Source organism: Pseudomonas sp. PDM22, assembly GCF_014851965.1.
GTDB lineage: Bacteria > Pseudomonadota > Gammaproteobacteria > Pseudomonadales > Pseudomonadaceae > Pseudomonas.
This window is the reverse complement of record NZ_JACVAR010000014.1, coordinates 1-2650: the sequence shown is the minus strand read 5'-3', so window position 1 is coordinate 2650 and position 2650 is coordinate 1. Positions and strand designations below refer to the sequence as shown.

Sequence of the window (2650 nt, the reverse complement as noted above, 5' to 3'; positions counted from 1 at the left end):
GGTATCTTGCACTGAATACATAGGTGTAAGAGGCGAACCAGGGGAACTGAAACATCTAAGTACCCTGAGGAAAAGAAATCAACCGAGATTCCCTTAGTAGTGGCGAGCGAACGGGGATTAGCCCTTAAGCTTCTTTGAATCTAACAGAACGCTCTGGAAAGTGCGGCCATAGTGGGTGATAGCCCCGTATGTGAAAGGTTCTTTGAAGTGAAATCGAGTAGGACGGAGCACGAGAAACTTTGTCTGAATATGGGGGGACCATCCTCCAAGGCTAAATACTACTGACTGACCGATAGTGAACCAGTACCGTGAGGGAAAGGCGAAAAGAACCCCGGAGAGGGGAGTGAAATAGAACCTGAAACCGTATGCGTACAAGCAGTGGGAGCCTACTTTGTTAGGTGACTGCGTACCTTTTGTATAATGGGTCAGCGACTTATATTCAGTGGCGAGCTTAACCGTATAGGGAAGGCGTAGCGAAAGCGAGTCTTAATAGGGCGTTTTAGTCGCTGGGTATAGACCCGAAACCGGGCGATCTATCCATGAGCAGGTTGAAGGTTAGGTAACACTGACTGGAGGACCGAACCCACTCCCGTTGAAAAGGTAGGGGATGACTTGTGGATCGGAGTGAAAGGCTAATCAAGCTCGGAGATAGCTGGTTCTCCTCGAAAGCTATTTAGGTAGCGCCTCACGTATCACTCCAGGGGGTAGAGCACTGTTTCGGCTAGGGGGTCATCCCGACTTACCAAACCGATGCAAACTCCGAATACCTGGAAGTGTCAGCGTGGGAGACACACGGCGGGTGCTAACGTCCGTCGTGAAAAGGGAAACAACCCAGACCGTCAGCTAAGGTCCCAAAGTTATGGTTAAGTGGTAAACGATGTGGGAAGGCTTAGACAGCTAGGAGGTTGGCTTAGAAGCAGCCACCCTTTAAAGAAAGCGTAATAGCTCACTAGTCGAGTCGGCCTGCGCGGAAGATGTAACGGGGCTCAAACCATACACCGAAGCTACGGGTGCATCGCAAGATGCGCGGTAGAGGAGCGTTCTGTAAGCCTGTGAAGGTGAGTTGAGAAGCTTGCTGGAGGTATCAGAAGTGCGAATGCTGACATGAGTAACGACAATGGGAGTGAAAAACTCCCACGCCGAAAGACCAAGGGTTCCTGCGCAACGTTAATCGACGCAGGGTTAGTCGGTCCCTAAGGCGAGGCTGAAGAGCGTAGTCGATGGGAAACAGGTTAATATTCCTGTACTTCTAGTTACTGCGATGGAGGGACGGAGAAGGCTAGGCCAGCTTGGCGTTGGTTGTCCAAGTTTAAGGTGGTAGGCAGAGATCTTAGGTAAATCCGGGGTCTTAATGCCGAGAGCTGATGACGAGTCATCTTTCAGATGATGAAGTGGTTGATGCCATGCTTCCAGGAAAAGCTTCTAAGCTTCAGGTAACTAGGAACCGTACCCCAAACCGACACAGGTGGTTGGGTAGAGAATACCAAGGCGCTTGAGAGAACTCGGGTGAAGGAACTAGGCAAAATGGCACCGTAACTTCGGGAGAAGGTGCGCCGGCGAGGGTTAAGGATTTACTCCGTAAGCCCATGCCGGTCGAAGATACCAGGCCGCTGCGACTGTTTATTAAAAACACAGCACTCTGCAAACACGAAAGTGGACGTATAGGGTGTGACGCCTGCCCGGTGCCGGAAGGTTAATTGATGGGGTTAGCGAAAGCGAAGCTCTTGATCGAAGCCCCGGTAAACGGCGGCCGTAACTATAACGGTCCTAAGGTAGCGAAATTCCTTGTCGGGTAAGTTCCGACCTGCACGAATGGCGTAACGATGGCGGCGCTGTCTCCACCCGAGACTCAGTGAAATTGAAATCGCTGTGAAGATGCAGTGTATCCGCGGCTAGACGGAAAGACCCCGTGAACCTTTACTGTAGCTTTGCACTGGACTTTGAGCCTGCTTGTGTAGGATAGGTGGGAGGCTTTGAAGCGTGGACGCCAGTCTGCGTGGAGCCATCCTTGAAATACCACCCTGGCATGCTTGAGGTTCTAACTCTGGTCCGTTATCCGGATCGAGGACAGTGTATGGTGGGCAGTTTGACTGGGGCGGTCTCCTCCTAAAGAGTAACGGAGGAGTACGAAGGTGCGCTCAGACCGGTCGGAAATCGGTCGTAGAGTATAAAGGCAAAAGCGCGCTTGACTGCGAGACAGACACGTCGAGCAGGTACGAAAGTAGGTCTTAGTGATCCGGTGGTTCTGTATGGAAGGGCCATCGCTCAACGGATAAAAGGTACTCCGGGGATAACAGGCTGATACCGCCCAAGAGTTCATATCGACGGCGGTGTTTGGCACCTCGATGTCGGCTCATCACATCCTGGGGCTGAAGCCGGTCCCAAGGGTATGGCTGTTCGCCATTTAAAGTGGTACGCGAGCTGGGTTTAGAACGTCGTGAGACAGTTCGGTCCCTATCTGCCGTGGACGTTTGAGATTTGAGAGGGGCTGCTCCTAGTACGAGAGGACCGGAGTGGACGAACCTCTGGTGTTCCGGTTGTCACGCCAGTGGCATTGCCGGGTAGCTATGTTCGGAATAGATAACCGCTGAAAGCATCTAAGCGGGAAACTAGCCTCAAGATGAGATCTCACTGGGAACTTGATTCCCCT

Annotated in this window: 1 rRNA gene; it reads left to right on the top strand. The window is 52.1% G+C overall.

Annotated elements, in window-relative coordinates:
• Positions 1 to 2650, top strand: a 23S ribosomal RNA gene (locus IB255_RS30405); the annotation flags it as partial.